Genomic DNA, 15,484 nt, shown 5'->3' with positions numbered 1-15,484 from the left:
ATAACTTTTATTATTTATAAACTCCCTTATATTTCTCAGGTAATAAATCAGAAATTGACTTCATTAAAAACTGCATAGATCTTTCATCAAATTCATGTTTATCTTCATCTTTTCCCTTAGTAGGTAATGACATAGGATTACCAAATTTTATATGTACATCAGCATAATTAAATTTTTCTCCTCCCATATCACCATCTTTATTAATAGGTAAAAGAATTTCAGTACCATGCATTCCTATTGGTACTATAGTAGCTTTCGTAAGTCTAGCTATTAATAAAACACCTTTTTTACCCTCAATCATAGCTCCAGTTCTACTTCTTGTACCTTCTGGGAAAATGACTAAGTTTTCTCCGCCTCTAACTAATTTTACTATTCTAGTTATCGCTTCCTTATCTGCAGAATTTGGCTTAATTCCAACATTCTTAATCATCATAGTTCCAAGTTTAGTTACAGGGTCATTAGATAATTTAATTCCAGCCACAAAGGTTGGATCAAATTTTTCTCTTAAAACCTTGTCTAAAACAAGTCCATCAGCATTACTTAAATGATTGCAAATAAAAATCAAAGGTCCATTTACATTTTCTAATTTATCTAATCCTTCTATTTTAATGTTTGCATACTTTTTAAAATATCTCTTTACTAATACTCTTGTTACTTTAACTACCACTGATTCTGGTAGAGCATTTACTATTCTCACTGCCATTGGTGATAACATCCTTCTACCTCACTTCTTAGTTTCTATAATTATTATATTTTATTACTATTTAAAAGTCTATTCACATAATCATTTAAATAAGGAGAATCTGTTTTAATATTGCTTATATCTCCATTACTAGTATTTATTTTAATTAATGCATTTCTTTTAAGAACATTTTTCCCTCTCCAACCACAGGAGGTTTTTAAATAACTTTCTTTAAATCCTTTATTATTTACATTTGCAAGTTCTAATGTGTTATCAGAATTCATAAAATCAAAAGGTATAAATTCTTCTATTTTTGAAAATTCCTTTTCCTTATTATAAGGACATGGTTCTTGGCAACTATCACATCCAAAGACTCTTCCATTTAAAAGCTTTATATGTTTATCTGATAAATCCTTTTTTTGAGTAAAGTATGATACACAAATATTACTATTCTTTTTATATGGATTTATAGCCTTACTTGGACAGCTTTTATAGCAAAGCTCACAATTACCACATTCCTTAAAATCTTTTATTTCTTCGTAATTTCTTTCTTCACAATCTATTTCTAAGTCAGTAATTATCTCTCCAAGAAATACATAAGAACCATACTTTTCAGTTATTATCAAATTATTTTTTCCTATAAAACCTACTCCTGCTAAGTAGGCAATATATCTTTCAGGTAAAAAGTTACTATCTACAAAAGAAGAAGCTTTTCCACCCAAACTTTCTATATATTCACAGATCTTAGATAAATAAGACTTAACAACTTTGTGATAATCTGTTCCTCTAGTATAAACTGAAAATCCATTATCACAATAATCTACATTATGCAGATAAGGGAAAGCTATTGAAATAATAGTCTTCCCCTCCTCCATATAAATAAAGGGATTTATTCTTTTTTCTACATCCCCTTCTTCAAATTCATTTTCAAGTCCCTTTTCTTTTCTATCATAAAAAAAGCTTCTAAGTTCTGTAAACTCTCTACATTTTATAAAACCTAAAGTATCTAAACCTAAAGTATTACAATAACTTATAATTTTTTCTCTCATATTAATAACAATATATAAAATAACTTATAGATTGCACTGAAAAGTTATTACAAACTCTTCAATCCAAAGAACCTATAACACAAATATAAAAATTAAAAATATAATATTAAAATTTGAATCTCAATATAAAAAATAATTTTAAAGAAATTACTTAAAAACATATTATTAAGTATCCATCTCATTATCAATTAATATTTATACTTAATACTTTATTGATGTAATTCTTACAGAATTCCTAAAATAATTATTTTATCAAAACTCATTCATGAGTTTTTTCCTCAATTCTTCATTATTCATTCTTCATTTTTAATTTGTGCGCCAGCACACCCTATATCATCATATTATTATATATTGTTTTTCTCCTTCCATCTTCATCGATAACTTCGATAATATCATTAACATTTTTAATAATATTTCTACCAGCACATCCAACAACAGTAGCTTTTCCTGGTACATCTTTTAATACTACAGTGTTAGCTCCAACTCTACATCCTTTTTTTAAAGTAATTGGACCAAGAACCTTTGCTCCAGCTCCAATAATAACATCATCTTCAACAGTAGGATGTCTTTTACCCTTTTCTTTACCAGTTCCACCAAGAGTAACACCATGATAAATAGTTACGTTATTTCCTATTTCAGTAGTTTCCCCAATTACAACACCCATACCATGGTCAATAAATAATCCCTTACCTATTTTGGCCCCTGGGTGAATTTCTATTCCTGTAGTAAATCTTGCTATTTGAGAAATAAATCTAGCTAAGAAAAACCTTTTATGCTTATATAAAAAATGTGCTATTCTATATGCTACTAAAGCATGAATACAAGGATATAATAAAAATACTTCTATTTTACTTCTAGCTGCTGGGTCATTTTCTAATATATTATTTATATCATATCTTAAGCTATCAAACACAGCAAATCCTCCTTAAATTTAATTGCATAAGGTAATTAGTCATATATTCCCATTGATATATACTTTTCCCCACCATCTGGGGCAATAGCTAAAACTTTCTTACCCTTACCAAGAGCTCTAGCTTTTTCTAATGCTACATATATTGCTGCCCCTGAAGATATTCCAAGTAATATGCCTTCCTTTTCAGCAACTAACTTAGTAGTTTTAAGTGCATCTTCATCAGAAACTTTTACCACTTCATCTATCACTTTAGGGTTATAAATTTCAGGTATAAAGCCTGATCCTAACCCCTGAATTTTATGCGCTCCAGCATTTCCCCCACTTAAAACAGGTGATTTCTTAGGTTCAACTGCAACTATTTTTATATTGCTTATTTTCTCTTTTAATTTATTTCCTACTCCAGTTACAGTTCCACCAGTTCCTACCCCTGCAATAAATAAATCTAAATCATTTAAATCAGAATATATTTCTTCTGCTGTTGTATAATAATGCTTTTCACTATTTGCTATATTTTCAAACTGCTGTGGCATAAAATAATTTTCCTTCTTTGAAAGCTCCTTAGCCTTTTCTATAGCTCCATTCATACCTTCTGATCCATCTGTTAAAATCAGCTCAGCACCATATGCTTTTATTAAATCTCTTCTTTCTTTACTCATACTATCAGGCATTACTATAACAACCTTATAGCCTTTTAATCTTCCTATCATAGCTAAAGCTATACCAGTATTTCCACTTGTAGGTTCAACTATTACAGAACCTTCCTTTAATAATCCCATCTTCTCTGCATTTTCAATCATTCCAAGTGCTGCTCTATCTTTAACACTTCCTCCTGGATTTAATTTTTCAAGCTTTATATATACTTCTGCACTATTTTCATCTGCTAACCTATTTAATTTTAATATTGGTGTCTTACCAATCATATCTAACATGTTATTGTAAATCATAATATCCTCCATTTTTTATATATAATAAATTTACTCTTCAAATTCCAATTGAATTTATTTGTATAATTTGCAATAAATATTTTACTTTAATTTAATATGTATTTCATATTTATCCCATCGCTACCATTGCTAACACTCCCAGCTTCTGTAAGTGGGAGCTAAGCACTGCTACGCACCTGAATTAGTTCTTCTAACCTTCAGATGGAGCACAGGGTATTCCTGCACTCTGTGAAAGTGATTCACACAAAATACAATATTTTGATTCTCTACTTTTTAAGAAAACTCCACCTGAAGATAAGAATCACTTTATAATAAAAAGCCCCCGTCTCTAGTACTTATAGAGACGAAGGCAACTCCGTGGTTCCACTCTAATTAGATTAAACAATTAATCTCACTTATTACTGCAAAATACAGCATTCATTGTAACGGATGAATCCGGAAAGTTCTACTAATAATTCAAACTTCAACTCCAAAGGGCACTTCATATAAACTCTAGGTAAAGGGATCTCATCTTACCCTTCTCTCTGTAACCTTCCTTTATACTACTTTTCTTCTTCACTGTTTTTAATTCTGAGTAAATTACTAAGCTTTATAATTTTATTATATGACTAAAGAATTAATTGTCAATATTTTAACTGATCTTACCTTATTTTTTTCTTCCATACTGGATAAAGAATTTCATCTATTAAATCATGTGTATTTACAGCACCTATTAACTTATCCTCTTCATCTATAACTGGTATAGATAATAAGTCGTATTTTGAGGTAAGCTCTATAGCTTCATTAATATCTACATCATGTCTTATAACTTCAATATCTTCTGTCATAATATCTTTAACTTTAGCATCTGACTTATTTAATATTAGGTCATAAGAAGTAATAGCTCCTAAAACTCTTTCTTCTTCATCAGTAATATAAATCCTATAAAGCTCGTCTTCTTCAATTTCTTCCATTTCCCTTAATATCTCAATAATTTCTCCAACAGTAATATCTAAATTAAAAGATAGGAAGTCAGTTCTCATAATACTACCAACAGCTTCATCTTCATAACCTAATATCTCTTTAACTTCTTCTGCATCTTCCTTCTCAAGATTAACAAGGATTTTTTCCCTTTCCTCATCATCTAATTCATCTAGGACGTCTGCAATTTCGTCATTTGACATTATTTCTAATAATTCAGCTGTCTTAGTTTCACTTAAGTCTTTAATAATACTTCCTTTATATTCTGGGTCTATTTCTTCTAATGTATCTGCTGCTAAATCTTCATCTAAAGATTCAAATATTTGTTTTCTTGAACTTGCATCTAAGTTCTCTAATATATCTGCTAAGTCTGCTGGATGTAATGTAGAAAGTTTCTTATATGGAACTGAAATCTGTAAATTATTATTTACCATTTCCAATGATTCAACATCATCCCACATTAAAACTCTATCTTCATAGTCCTTTCTTAAAATCTTATATATAAAGCTTCCAAGCTTTGCACAGTTTAATCTTCTAAACCTTGCATAAGGACCTGTTTCAACTGCAATAACTCTATATTCTCCAGCTATTTCTGCTATTCTTAAATCATCAACTCTTACTACCTGTTTTCCATTAATATCTACAATTTTTTTATCTAGTAAGTGCTCTGATAAAAGATAGGAATATGTCCTTGGTAGTATTTCTTTACTTCCTCTTGTAACTATCTTAATCTTATTATTATCCATTTGGTTAAATGTTATTGTCCTAAATTCATAATGAAATGTAGTTCCATCTCTCTTTACCTTATAGCCAATAACTCTAGGATAACCATCTTCAGTAGTTACATAAATATCTCTAAGTTCTCCTATACTTTCATCAAATTCATCGTATATTTTTCGTCCTAAGATATTTGTGTATAGAAATACTGATAGTTTCTTCATATTCTTCATATCTTTTCCTCCTCAATTTTAGAGGAGAATTAATATATTTATGTTAATTTATAATGAAGTTTATCTCCTCTAAAACAATAATATTCAATTTTGATAAATTGCTACTCTGAGGGACACCCTCCATTTAAATTCACTCCTTATTTTTTTCAAATCAATCTATTTTAATTCATCTATGGAATATCTCCAATATTATATTATATTAAAAAACAACTAAAAGGCAACATTTTCTTAAAATATTATTGAGTCACAATTTTTACCATATATGCTTTTATTTATTATTGTTACCATTATCCTTTCTAGTATTAAAATAATATTGTTAGAAAATCATAGTAAAATTATTTTAAAGCAGAAACTCAACAAAGAAGAATTAATTTAATTCTTTTTTGTTGAGCTTCTAAATAATATATTCGCTAATTATGACTTAACACCTAAAACCTTAAGTCCACCCTTTATACATTTTATGTTTAATGGAAAATCTGGTCCTTTTTCTCCGTCAATATCTGTTACAATATCCTCAGAAGATTCAATACATAAATTATCTGTTTTAAAATAAATAACATTGTCTGAATCTAAATGCTCTCCTCTTAGAACCTTAACAAATAAAGGAATAAGCTCTATTATTGGGATAGCCTTAAAGATTATTACATCTAATAAACCATCTGTAGCTGCTGCTCTAGTTGCAAGTTTAAAATTTCCAGCTGTTTGTCCATTAAATACCAGCATAAAGTACATATGGCCATCATATTCCATTTCCTTAGAGCTTATTTTAATTTTTAACTTTCTAAAGTTTGGAAGCTCCTCTAAACCTTTTAAATAATAAGCTAGCTTGCCTATTGTATTTTTCAAATTAACATCCGTTTTTTGAGAAACATCTGTAAATAATCCCGTACTAGCTACATTAACAAAGTATTTATCATTAATACTTCCTAAATCTACAGCTGTTACTTCTGAGTTAATGATTTGTTTGCAGGCTTTAATTATATCATTAGGCATTCCTAAGAATTTCCCAAAATCATTTGCAGTTCCAACAGGTAATATCCCAATTGGTACTGAAACTCCTGCTTTCGCCATAGCATTTACTACACTATCTATAGTTCCATCTCCACCTGCTATTAGTACATAATAGTAGTTTACATCTTTAAAGTCATTAAAGGCATTTATTACATCCTCATCCTTATCGATTCTATATGGGACAACCGTGTATCCTGCTTCTTGGTGAATCTTTATAACCTTATCAAGTTTATCTATTATTAAATTTTCTCCTGAATATGGGTTATAAATAAACTTAACCTTTTTCACTTTACCCCTCCTTAATAATTAAACTAATAATTATTGAAAAATTTCATAAAATAAATATACTAATTATTATATCATATTTTTTCGTATTACTATATTTTACATATAAATAAAATTAAATATTAGTTATTTTTCTTAAGATTATATTAATAACACCTTAATTTTCTCTTTTTTCGTCTTAAGATTATATTAATAATTATTTTAATACTTATGACCTTATATTTATGTTAAATATGTGATATAATAGTGCATTGATAATAAAGGAAAGCTTAACTCTATCTTCCTTTATATAATAGGGGTGATAATTATGAAGAAAAGTTGTATACCAAATATTTTTACATTTATTAATTTATCATGTGGCATAATATCTATTTTATACACATTCGAACAAAACTATTTATTTGCGTGCTTTTTTATAATAATAGCAGCACTTGTTGATAGATATGATGGTAGAATTGCTAGATGGTTAAATGTTTCTAGCGAACTTGGAAAAGAGCTAGATTCTCTAGCAGATTTAGTGTCCTTTGGTGTAGCACCTTCAATATTAACATTTTTAATGTATGATTTAGCAAAAGTTGGACCAGCCGGTATAATTGGAATAGCTGTACTTCTTGCATTCCCTATTTGTGGAGCATATAGACTTGCAAGATATAACACTTCAACATTTGATGGTGTATTTACAGGAGTTCCAATAACAATCACTGGTAGCTTCATTGCAGTATTTGTATTTTTCACTTTAAATAAAAATATAACACCATGGATTCCTATCATATTATTAGCAATAGGTGCATATCTAATGGTTAGTACATTTAAGTTAAAAAAGGTATAGAAACATAAATAGGCTGAATCAAATTTTATATTTTGACTCAGCCTATTTATGTTTATTGATTATTCTTCATCATCATCCTCATCTTCATCTCTTTCAGAGTTGTTAAATTGTAAATCATAATCAATTTCTGTTAATATATTATCCTTTATTGTTTTATCATCTATATAATTCTTCTTAAGCTTACAATATTTAACATAAGCTCCACTACAGTCATCAAGAGTCTTTATTATTTCATCAATAATCTCACCCAAATTGTCAGCTCTTTTTACTGCTTCTTTTACATCACCTTTTTTAGCTTCTGATATATTATTAAGCTCATTTGCACCACCTATTAGTAGTCTATAAGAGTTAACCATGGAACCAAGCAAATTAGTTAAATTATTTATATCATTATATTGATTTTTCATTAAATGCCTGTAAGACAAATTATCACCTGCTTACATATTTATAGTTGCATTAACAAGTTCATTATCAATTTTATTATATATATTATCACTATTTTTTAATAAAGCCTCTATATCTGCGCTACTCTTGCATTCAACTCTTTTATTTACAAGCATACAATTTAGATTTTCAATCTGATCTTTTAAAATCTTCCTAGCATCATTAAGTATTTCATCAATGACAGCTTCAATAGAATCATAATTTAAGGTTTTGCAATTAAGTTTAGCTAAATTCTCGTTATAAATATCACTTATCTTATTTATATAATAATTAACGAATGCATCTACATCCGCAGGGGTTAGAGGTCTTCTAACATTAAGAATCTCTTCTTTATACATATTATATATATCTTTAAATTTCCTAGCATAATAATTTACAAGTCTTATACTTTCTTTTTCATTATTTCCTAAACAGTTAGCATCTCTAAGTTCCCTAATAAACCTCATAAAGCCGTTAATATATTTAACTATTTGTTCTTCTATATCTTTATCTTCTATGTTCTCAAAATAATTACTTGTAAATTCCCCATCACTTCTTAATCTTTCATCCTTAACTAAGCTTTTATTATCTAAAACATCATTTCTGCTTATATTACTAATAAAGCCTTCGTTATTATCCTCTCTTTTTTTCTCAGAATCATATTCCATAGAATTATTTTCATTATTAAACTGAAACTCATTATTAAATAGTACTGGAACAAAAAACTCCTTTGGTAATGAAATAAACATAAGCTTCCTCCTTAAGGATTAGTTACCTTACAGTAAGGTTTAAAATATGCTCTTGGATACTTGCATAACGGACAAACTAATGGTGCTTCTTCACCTTCATGAATATATCCACAATTCATACATACCCATAAAGATCCTGCTGGTCCCTTAAACATAGTTCCATCCTCTATCTTGTCATAAAGTTCTTTAAATCTCTTAGAATGATTTTCTTCTGTTTCAGATAATTCCTTGTAAAAATCAGCTATTTCATTAAAACCTTCAGCTCTTGCATCTGCTTCAAATCCCTTATAAATGTCTTGAAACTCACTATTTTCACCTAAAATACTAGCCATCAAATTATTTTTAGTACATCCAATCAAATTTAAGTAAGTTCCATAAACCTCTCTTGCATGAGCAAATTCATTTCTAGCAGTTTCATCAAATATTTCAGCAACCCACTGATATCCATCAAGTCTTGCTTTCTCAGCATATAAATTATATCTAGTCCTTGCCCTTGACTCACCAGCAAAAGTTCTAAATAGATTACTTTCAGTTTTACTTCCCTTTAAATCCATTTTATTCTCCTATAAATTTATACACTTATACATTATGCAACAATATTATTAGTTGTGAACCATTGTAGTAAAATGCGAAGCATTTTATTAATGAAAGAATGAAAAAATTAAAAAATAACCAATTTGAAGTTTTATATGCTAATGAATATTTTCCTTTCTTACGTTTTAAAGATATTGGAGTAATAGTTTATTTTGCTAAAATTATTGAATGGGAATTCCCTAATTTCTCTGTAGAAAACTGTTTTGAGGAACTATGTAAGCTAAATGAAGATATAAATATTAAAGGCTATGTAGAAAGTATTGAACACAGATATATAATAGTTTCTAAAAAACAAAAATAATTATATTGATATTAAACTCTTAGATAGATAAGTTGCAAATTTCACTGTAGTTTAGTTTACAAAAAAATATAAACAGCACTTCTTCTTGGTTGGATGGAGTGCTGTTTTCATTTGTTTTAAAAGATAGTTTGAAATACTTAATACCTATGTTAAATTCAAATTCTAGAAGTTTAAATGAAAATAATCAAATAACCCAAGGCAGAAAACATTCAACCACCGTAGCCATACTACAACGAATTCTAAATATTACTTTAGAATCATACCAAAAGTGATGATTCAGAACTCATTTTTAAATATCATAACTTTTACAAAGTGCATTTAGGAATAATATGTACATAAGAAATAAATGGAGTATCCTTATTTTAGATGTTACGGGATAGTCTTTTTACAAAAGAATTAAAATACTATTGTAGGAAATTAAAAATAGATAATTTCATAATTGATACAGTAGAGAAAAATGATATTCCTAAAATTCCAGATATTTATAATTCTAATAAAACTTTTTAGAAAATCATCTGGGTATTTCAAAGCTTTCTAAAAACTTTATAATTAGTGAAATCTAAGAAATGAAGAATATTGGGCTCAGTTCTTTAGTTATAAAAAAAACAATAAAGGTAATATAGTTGGTATATGTGATTTTAAAATTGGAGATGAAGTCTATTTATCTTTATTAATGATTGATGCTAAGTTAAAAGGAAATGAATTAGGTAGAATTATATATAATCAGTTAAAGAAATTATTTAGAACTAAGAATTCTAAAAGAATTAGAATAGCTCTTGTATATGATTATGAAAAAAATGTACTTGGTTTTTTGGGAAAAGTAAGGATTTGTTTCTTCTGAAGAAATACAATTAGAATAGATATAAATCTAGCTATTAAAATGTATAAGAATATTTAGTAATAAAAATAGTAGCTACCCAATTAGACTTGGGGCTACTATTTTTTTGCGATTTATTCTATAAGTAATATGAGTTTGTAATTAAACCTATATCTTTGAAGTTAGAAAAGATGATCACTTACTATAAAATTAAAATAAACTTTCTATACCTTTTTTATTTATTTGTTTTAAGAGTTTTACTCCCATAATAATAAATATTATTAACCCTATATTAGGTAAAGCTATTTCATGATTTATAGTCAAAAATAGTATATTTTTACTTACATAGACAACTTCATTATTTATAATACTTTCTACAAAACGGTATAATAAATACCATCTATTGGGGAATAAATAATACAATAGCATTAAAGCTACAGATAAGATCCATAATAAGTTGCTTGTTATCTTTGCATTATATGGATTTCTAATTTTTGACGCCACTTTGTCAGATATAAAATTGGTAAGAACAATAGAAATTAATCCTATTATTAAAAATGTAACGATAAATTTGAAATCTAACAAATCAATGAAATTAACAGCTCTATTTGAATAAACTCCATAACCAACTCCATAAATCAATAACATCAATACTTTTTCACATAAAAAGAAAACAGTTAGAGAAATAAGTAAATTTTTAACTCTCTTGATTTTGATAGTTAACTTTAAATTTATATATACAAATCCAATTATGATTGGTATAGATGATAATATTATATAATTCAAAAAACTTTCGAAATTCATTTCACCAATACTTACCATATAGAAGAAAGTAATAAAATAACCAACTAACATAAATAAAACAGTTTTTAATATTTCTAATTTCGAAAAATTATTATACTTATTACGTGATGGTAAAGTCCTTTTTATGCCATTCCCAATTTCATTTATATCTCCAAAATTCTTTAAGGCTAACTTAATAGCTTCCTTCTCATCATATCCCTCTTCTATATATTCTTGTTTTAGTAACATTATATGATCTAATAACTCAATTCTTAAATCTTCCTTGTCATCTTTAGTTATTCCTCTTTCACTTAATAAATCATTAATAAAATCATTAAGTCTATCCATTATACTTCACCTCCAAGAATATTAATTAAATTTGTAATTTGCCCCCATTGTTGCAACTTATCTTTAAGTGTTAACTTCCCTAAATCAGTAATTTTATAATATTTTCTTTTTCCAACCAAATTAGCTGATTGCCAATAGGATTTAATAAGCTCTTTTTCTTCTAAACGTTTTAAAGCAGGATATAAAGTTCCTTCTCCCATACTATATGAAAAATCGCTCTTCTCTTTAATTTCTTTAGCTATTTCATATCCATAGGTATCCTTTGTATTAATAATTGAAAGTATTAATATGTCTATACTTCCCTTCATTATTTCTTTATCCATAAAGTCACCCCTTATAAAAACAAATATACATCGTATCACTATATACATAGTAACACGATGTAATCTTCCTGTAAAGTTTTTTCTAAATTAAAAATTAATTTTTCATAAACTTAAATAAATATCAAATTATATATCGGCATTTTATAACCGTAATAAATGATTAAAAAAAGCAAAAATGATTTTATAAATATATCTCTCTAATTATAAAAATTGTATGTTTACTCTCTATAAATTTCATATACTATCATAAGAAAAGCTTAGTGCGTCAAAACTAATTAATTAAGAATTAGGAGTTATTTATTAAAATACACTATAAATTTCAATTTGTATGTAAAGATAATTTAGGCTTTAAATTAACACACTTAATATATTACAACTTAAAAGGGGCTGTCGCACAAACAGCCCAAATTAAGAATTAAAAATTAAAAATGAAGAATTATTGATGTAATTCTTACAGAATTACTAAAATTAACTTCTTTTAAAAACTCCTTAAGGAGTTTTTTCATTAATTTTTCATTATTCATTCTTAATTTTTTATTGTGCGACAGCACCTTATATTATACTTATTTCTACAATTCTAAAAAACAGGAAATCTATAGTAACTAAACTACTGAAGTACTTTAGTTATATTTAAATTTAATATCTAAAATCAGCCATTATATTTCCTTTTAAAAATAAAGTAGCCTTTCCTGATATTTTTACTTTCTTATCATTTAACAATTCACACTGAATAATTCCACCACGTTTAGAAAGCTGTGCAGCTACCATTTTACTCTTATTCAAACTTTCAGCCCAATAAATGAACTACCTTCATATAATCTGAGTCGTCGAATTGTAGCTTACGAGGTCGCATAGTATCTTCACTTATTAATATTCATATACAACAAAAAACTTTATACATACTTATGCATAAGTCGAATTGTAGCTTGCGACTGAGACTCAGCATAATATGTATAAAGTTTTGTTAGTATTAATTAATAAAAATATTTCGATCCTCGTTGCAGACAAGTTCTATATTCTTTCCATCTCTAGTTTTTGTTATGAGTTTTACTTTATATCCCCAAAGATCAAATACATATTTTAAAGTTTCTTTTGCATATGATAATTCAAGTTCTCTTCCATCATAGTAATGTTCTAAGGTTAATGTTAAGTCTCTTCTATTTAAGTCTATTACTCTAATGTAAGGAATAGAGGCTACTCCACAAGTATCAGCTAAATAATTTCTTATTTCTCTCCAACCTTCATCATCTGATACTTCCTTGATTTCATACTCAAAACTCTTCTTGGCATATTGAAATAAATTTAATTCCTCACAAAGTTCTTTAGTTAAATATTTTCTTAGGAAGGAACTATCTCTTTCTGTTCTTCTTACTTCAAAGATTTTTTCTCTTCCATATCTTTTATCAATATCTTCAAAAACCTTAAATCCTACATAATAAGGATTTAATCCACCAACCATTGGTGCAACAACATCATTATGCCTCTTTAAGAATTCAAAGTGAAGACCACTTTCTAAATCAAGTGATTTTAATATATTATAATGCCAGAAGCTTGCCCATCCTTCATTCATTGTCTTAGTTTCTATTTGAGGTATAAAATATTGAGTTTCTCTCTTTACTATTCTTAATATATTTTTCTCCCATCCCTCTAGAGAACTATATTTTATAATAAAACCTATAACATCATCTACTGGTTCAATTGGGATTTTATTTACCTCTGGAAATGGGGTAGTATCTTCCCCATCTAAAAGCCCTCTACTTTCCTTTTTAGTATAATAATCTTTTACTAAACTATCTCTAACTTCTTCATTGCTTATTTCTTTAATTCCAACTACTCTTGGAATTTGATATCTTATTGCATGGGCTGCATCTAATATTTTCTCAACTCTTTCATATCCTATATTGGGATTGTTAATATACCCTCTAATTATCTCCGCATCTAGTTTAAACATCTCAAGAGCTGCTTTAGCATTAGTTCCTTCAGTAAACATTCTATTATTAGCAAAGAAATCATTATGTCCATATACATGGGCCATAGTTAATACTTGCAAAAGCAATGTATTTTCTCTCATTAAATAAGCAAGGCAAGGATCTGTGTTTATTACCATTTCATAAGGTAATCCTGTCATATTTAATGAGTATAAAGTTTTATTTTTATCATATGCCTTACCATAACTCCAATGAGGATATTTAGATGGAATACCTACATAAGCTTCATAGCCTAGCATTTCATTAAAACCTATAACCTCAAACTCTTGTGGATAAAAATTAAGCCCAAACTCTTTTGCTTTTTCTTCAATAATTTCATTCCAATTTTCTAAAGTCCTAAGATTGTATTCCATGTCTATTCCTCCTTAAGCTCTTTAGATAGCATAACTTTTAATGCGTCCCACAAATCCTTTTTTTCCTTTACTATCACTGAAGTAAAGTTCTTGCAAGGCACTTCTCTATTGAACCTATAATACATAGTGGTAGAGTAAGTTGAAGGTAACAGCTCTGCATATCCAAACATATTACTGATTTCACATAATTTTTTCACTGAATTGACAGCTCTTTCATTATCTTCGCTCCAGTTATCCCCATCACTTGCGTAAATAGGATAAATATTCCACATTGTTGGTGGATACTTTTCTTCAACAAGCTTTAAAGCTGTGTTAATTCCACTAGAAATATAAGTTCCTCCCGATTCAGCCTTATGGAAAAATTCAAACTCATTAACTACTTTTGCAACTGTAGTATGGGATATAAATTCAAAAGCTATATTATTATATTTTCTACTTATAAACCTAGATAAAACATAGAATAAAGACCTAGCTAGATATTTTTTACTACTATCCATAGACCCTGAAACGTCCATGATAAATATCATAACTGCATTGCTTTCCTTTTTAGGCTTCTTCTTAACTTTATAATACCTAATGTCATCTTCTCTAAATGGAAATCTTTCAATATTATCATCTAAGCCAGCTTCAATTAAAGCCCTCTTTTTACCTTGTTTTCTAGAAATCTTAGCCTGAACTGTCCTTTTCTTTGCAAGTCTTGGATTAATACCATATCTTTGATATCCCCTTTTTCTTGCAGCGCTTTCAGTTATTATCTCTGAATACTTTTTCTTATCTAAATTAGGTAACTCTAAATCCTCAACTATATAATCCATAAGTTCATCTAAAGTTATCTCGGTTTCATATACATCTTCACCAGGGCTGTTTCCAGCCCCTTTATTTCCTTGTTGCCCTTGACTCTGGCTTCCATCAGAAAGCTTATCCCCTCTTTTTTCCTCACCAGTACCAGTAGCAACACCTTTATTATTTTTTCCAAATATAAATTGATATTCTTTAATTCCTCTAATAGGTATTTTAAACTTCTTATTCTTAGTTTCACCTATTATACTTTCTTCTGATAATATATCACCTAAATTTTCTTTTATAGATTTTTCAACTAATTGCCTATGACGCCTTCTATCTTCTATAGATCTATCATGTTCTAGAGGATTGTCTGCATTGTCTCTAAAGATTGCCATTTTA

14 protein-coding genes, 2 pseudogenes and 1 other annotated feature are annotated in these 15,484 nt (G+C 28.0%); of the genes and pseudogenes, 2 read left to right on the top strand and 14 right to left on the bottom strand.

Going from position 1 to position 15,484, the window contains the following annotated elements; all coding sequences use genetic code 11:
• Positions 1–10: 10 nt before the first annotated feature.
• The 6 genes from GPX08_RS10090 to GPX08_RS10065 all read right to left on the bottom strand — a co-directional run bounded on the left by GPX08_RS10090 (position 11) and on the right by GPX08_RS10065 (position 6,797).
• Positions 11–715 (bottom strand): 1-acyl-sn-glycerol-3-phosphate acyltransferase, encoded by a 705-nt coding sequence (locus tag GPX08_RS10090; RefSeq protein ID WP_156626686.1) that lies wholly within the window; start codon positions 713–715, stop codon positions 11–13.
• Between the two features lie 32 nt (positions 716–747).
• Complete coding sequence (gene queG, locus GPX08_RS10085; protein ID WP_156626685.1) at positions 748–1,731, bottom strand: tRNA epoxyqueuosine(34) reductase QueG; 984 nt, start codon at positions 1,729–1,731, stop codon at positions 748–750.
• A gap of 328 nt (positions 1,732–2,059) precedes the next feature.
• On the bottom strand, positions 2,060–2,644 hold the full coding sequence (cysE, locus tag GPX08_RS10080) for a serine O-acetyltransferase (RefSeq protein ID WP_156626684.1): 585 nt from the start codon (positions 2,642–2,644) through the stop codon (positions 2,060–2,062).
• A gap of 35 nt (positions 2,645–2,679) precedes the next feature.
• Complete coding sequence (gene cysK / locus GPX08_RS10075) at positions 2,680–3,588, bottom strand: cysteine synthase A (protein WP_156626683.1); 909 nt, start codon at positions 3,586–3,588, stop codon at positions 2,680–2,682.
• Positions 3,589–3,924: 336 nt separating this feature from the next.
• Positions 3,925–4,156: a binding site (T-box leader), on the bottom strand.
• Positions 4,157–4,229: 73 nt separating this feature from the next.
• Positions 4,230–5,489, bottom strand: a complete 1,260-nt coding sequence (locus GPX08_RS10070; protein ID WP_156626734.1) for a CBS domain-containing protein — start codon at positions 5,487–5,489, stop codon at positions 4,230–4,232.
• 423 nt (positions 5,490–5,912) lie between these two features.
• The gene (locus tag GPX08_RS10065) at positions 5,913–6,797 is read right to left on the bottom strand and encodes a YegS/Rv2252/BmrU family lipid kinase (RefSeq protein ID WP_156626682.1); all 885 of its coding nucleotides are present in this window, start codon (positions 6,795–6,797) and stop codon (positions 5,913–5,915) included.
• A gap of 304 nt (positions 6,798–7,101) precedes the next feature.
• Here GPX08_RS10065 and pssA point away from each other — a divergent pair, with 304 nt between their 5' ends.
• A complete protein-coding gene (pssA, locus tag GPX08_RS10060) occupies positions 7,102–7,623 on the top strand; it encodes a CDP-diacylglycerol--serine O-phosphatidyltransferase (RefSeq protein ID WP_156626681.1) in 522 nt (173 codons plus the stop codon).
• A gap of 59 nt (positions 7,624–7,682) precedes the next feature.
• Here the strand turns inward: pssA and GPX08_RS10055 are convergent, their stop codons facing one another.
• The 3 genes from GPX08_RS10055 to GPX08_RS10045 are packed head-to-tail and all read right to left on the bottom strand — an operon-like array spanning position 7,683 to position 9,349.
• On the bottom strand, positions 7,683–8,048 hold the full coding sequence (locus tag GPX08_RS10055; RefSeq protein WP_156626680.1) for a hypothetical protein: 366 nt from the start codon (positions 8,046–8,048) through the stop codon (positions 7,683–7,685).
• A gap of 12 nt (positions 8,049–8,060) precedes the next feature.
• Positions 8,061–8,795, bottom strand: a complete 735-nt coding sequence (locus GPX08_RS10050) for a hypothetical protein (RefSeq protein WP_156626679.1) — start codon at positions 8,793–8,795, stop codon at positions 8,061–8,063.
• A gap of 11 nt (positions 8,796–8,806) precedes the next feature.
• Positions 8,807–9,349 (bottom strand): rubrerythrin family protein, encoded by a 543-nt coding sequence (locus tag GPX08_RS10045; RefSeq protein ID WP_156626678.1) that lies wholly within the window; start codon positions 9,347–9,349, stop codon positions 8,807–8,809.
• 98 nt (positions 9,350–9,447) lie between these two features.
• Between GPX08_RS10045 and GPX08_RS10040 the strand changes: the two are divergent.
• A pseudogene (locus GPX08_RS10040) lies at positions 9,448–9,690 on the top strand (SAM-dependent methyltransferase); the annotation flags it as partial.
• 1,027 nt (positions 9,691–10,717) lie between these two features.
• Here GPX08_RS10040 and GPX08_RS10035 read toward each other — a convergent pair.
• The 5 genes and pseudogenes from GPX08_RS10035 to yhbH all read right to left on the bottom strand — a co-directional run bounded on the left by GPX08_RS10035 (position 10,718) and on the right by yhbH (position 15,480).
• Positions 10,718–11,638 carry a hypothetical protein gene (locus GPX08_RS10035; RefSeq protein ID WP_156626677.1) on the bottom strand — a complete coding sequence of 307 codons (921 nt, stop codon included), beginning with the start codon at positions 11,636–11,638 and terminating at the stop codon, positions 10,718–10,720.
• Positions 11,638–11,961 carry a PadR family transcriptional regulator gene (locus GPX08_RS10030; protein ID WP_156626676.1) on the bottom strand — a complete coding sequence of 108 codons (324 nt, stop codon included), beginning with the start codon at positions 11,959–11,961 and terminating at the stop codon, positions 11,638–11,640. Before GPX08_RS10030 ends, GPX08_RS10035 begins: the two co-directional genes overlap by 1 nt.
• Positions 11,962–12,597: 636 nt before the next feature.
• Positions 12,598–12,759: pseudogene (locus GPX08_RS10025) on the bottom strand (phenazine biosynthesis protein); the annotation flags it as partial.
• Between the two features lie 172 nt (positions 12,760–12,931).
• Positions 12,932–14,302, bottom strand: coding sequence for a stage V sporulation protein R (locus tag GPX08_RS10020; RefSeq protein WP_156626675.1), 1,371 nt, complete (start codon positions 14,300–14,302; stop codon positions 12,932–12,934).
• Positions 14,303–14,304: 2 nt separating this feature from the next.
• On the bottom strand, positions 14,305–15,480 hold the full coding sequence (gene yhbH, locus GPX08_RS10015) for a sporulation protein YhbH (protein ID WP_156626674.1): 1,176 nt from the start codon (positions 15,478–15,480) through the stop codon (positions 14,305–14,307).
• Positions 15,481–15,484: the final 4 nt, after the last annotated feature.

Origin of the sequence: Clostridium tertium, from assembly GCF_902652255.1 — a bacterium.
Classification (GTDB): Bacteria; Bacillota; Clostridia; order Clostridiales; family Clostridiaceae; genus Clostridium; species Clostridium tertium_A.
The sequence above is the reverse complement of the archived record's forward strand: the minus strand, read 5'-3'. Positions and strand labels throughout refer to the sequence as shown.

Excerpts from the sequence above, each read along its gene's own strand:
- queG (WP_156626685.1), bottom strand. The coding sequence starts at position 1,731 with ATGAGAGAAAAAATTATAAGTTATTGTAATACTTTAGGTTTAGATACT.
- yhbH (WP_156626674.1), bottom strand. The coding sequence starts at position 15,480 with ATGGCAATCTTTAGAGACAATGCAGACAATCCTCTAGAACATGATAGA.
- GPX08_RS10030 (WP_156626676.1), bottom strand. The coding sequence starts at position 11,961 with ATGGATAAAGAAATAATGAAGGGAAGTATAGACATATTAATACTTTCA.
- GPX08_RS10070 (WP_156626734.1), bottom strand. The coding sequence starts at position 5,489 with ATGAAGAAACTATCAGTATTTCTATACACAAATATCTTAGGACGAAAA.
- GPX08_RS10020 (WP_156626675.1), bottom strand. The coding sequence starts at position 14,302 with ATGGAATACAATCTTAGGACTTTAGAAAATTGGAATGAAATTATTGAA.
- GPX08_RS10050 (WP_156626679.1), bottom strand. The coding sequence starts at position 8,795 with ATGTTTATTTCATTACCAAAGGAGTTTTTTGTTCCAGTACTATTTAAT.
- GPX08_RS10035 (WP_156626677.1), bottom strand. The coding sequence starts at position 11,638 with ATGGATAGACTTAATGATTTTATTAATGATTTATTAAGTGAAAGAGGA.
- pssA (WP_156626681.1), top strand. The coding sequence starts at position 7,102 with ATGAAGAAAAGTTGTATACCAAATATTTTTACATTTATTAATTTATCA.
- GPX08_RS10045 (WP_156626678.1), bottom strand. The coding sequence starts at position 9,349 with ATGGATTTAAAGGGAAGTAAAACTGAAAGTAATCTATTTAGAACTTTT.
- cysK (WP_156626683.1), bottom strand. The coding sequence starts at position 3,588 with ATGATTTACAATAACATGTTAGATATGATTGGTAAGACACCAATATTA.
- GPX08_RS10090 (WP_156626686.1), bottom strand. The coding sequence starts at position 715 with ATGTTATCACCAATGGCAGTGAGAATAGTAAATGCTCTACCAGAATCA.